At 73.9% G+C, this 1,482-nt stretch carries 1 protein-coding gene; it reads right to left on the bottom strand.

Translation table 11 applies throughout. The annotated features are described in order from the left end of the window. The coding region (locus FRW57_RS21475) for a serine/threonine-protein kinase (protein WP_152187025.1) at window positions 1-1,442 on the bottom strand (1,442 nt) is incomplete at its 3' end. Window positions 1,443-1,482 lie beyond the last annotated feature (40 nt).

Raw genomic sequence — 1,482 nt, 5'->3', positions numbered from 1 at the left:
GTCGCCAGCGCGGCACGCAGCAGGTGCCAGGGGCTGGCGGCCACGGCGAGCGGGACGTCGCTGCGCCGGTGGCCGGCGGTGTGGCGGCGCAGCACCAGCGAGGTCACCGAACGGTCTGCGAACCGGGCTGCGAGCGACCACAGCACCACGAGGGCGGCGGCCACCAGCGGGAGCACCGCACCCAGCGCGACGACCAGGGCGAGGACCACCGCCAGCGTGCCGCTGCGCATGGGCTGGCCGATCCGGGGATCGGGCTGGCCGGGACTGGTCTCCCAGGCCGCCTGCCAGTCGGACTCCGGCGGGCTGTCCTCCCAACGCGCTGCCGATTCGCTTTGGGGTCCCCATCCCTGCTGGGCGGGCGACGCGCCCGGCGCGCCATACGGGTCGGCACCCTCTGGGAAGGAGTCCTGCCCCCCTTGCACCCCCCCTTGCACCACGGTGTCGTCGTGGCCGGATCCGCGCGGCACCCACTCCGGGTGGGTGGGCAGGACCATGGTCGAGGGGGCTCCGTTCGCATACCGCTCGATCGCGGCCATCACCTCGTCCGCGCCCGGTCGCTCGGCCGGGTCGGGCGAGAGGGCCGCGTCCAGCAGCGGGGCGAGTCGTGGGTCCACCCGGGACAGGTCGGCCTGGCCCCGGCCCACCCGGTCGAGCACCGCAGGCATCGGGCCACGGCCGAAGGGTGCGTCACCGGATGCGGCGTAGGCCAGCGTCGCCGCCCAGCCCCACCAGTCGGTCGCTTCGGTGACCGATCCCCCCTCGACCACCTCCGGCGAGAGATAACCCGGCGTCCCCATCACGAGACCGGTGCTGGTCAGCCGCACGTCGTCGGCGACGTGGGCGATGCCGAAGTCGATCACGACCGGTTCGCCGTCGACCATCAGGACGTTGCCGGGCTTGAGGTCGCGGTGGACCACGCCGGCCGCATGGATGGCGCGCAGCGCCGAGAGCAGTCCGCGGGCGAGCTGGACCAAGGCTTCGCCCTGCACCGGCCCGTCGGTCTCGACCACGACGTCGAGGGGTGGGCCGGGCACGTACTCGGTCACCACGTAGGGCCGCGGACCGTCGACGTCCGCGTCCAGGACCGCGGCCACGCGCGGGTCGCGCACCCGCGACAGGGTCTCGACCTCGCGGGCGAGCCGGCGCCTGGCCTGCTCGTCGTGTGCGATGTGGGGACGCAGCACCTTGATCGCCACGGCCCGACCCGAGGGGTCCAGGGCCAGGTGGACGACTCCCATGCCACCCTCGCCCAGGCGTTGGAGCAGTCGATAGGGGCCCAGGCGCTCGTAGTCGGCTGGGTCGGTCATCTGCTCGCTCTCGGGCGCGGCCCCCATGGTCATGGACTCCACGGTATGCCGTGTGGGCCGCAACCTGCACCCGACCTGCCGCAGCGCCGCGGCACCGGCGATGGCCACCTCACGGGCGTTCCTCTGACGGGTCACACTCCACAACCGAGCTCGCGATCGTCGCGGCGTCCACACC

This window comes from Segeticoccus rhizosphaerae (genome assembly GCF_009192725.1).
Classification (GTDB): Bacteria; Actinomycetota; Actinomycetes; order Actinomycetales; family Dermatophilaceae; genus Segeticoccus; species Segeticoccus rhizosphaerae.
This window is presented reverse-complemented; position numbering and strand designations above follow the sequence as displayed.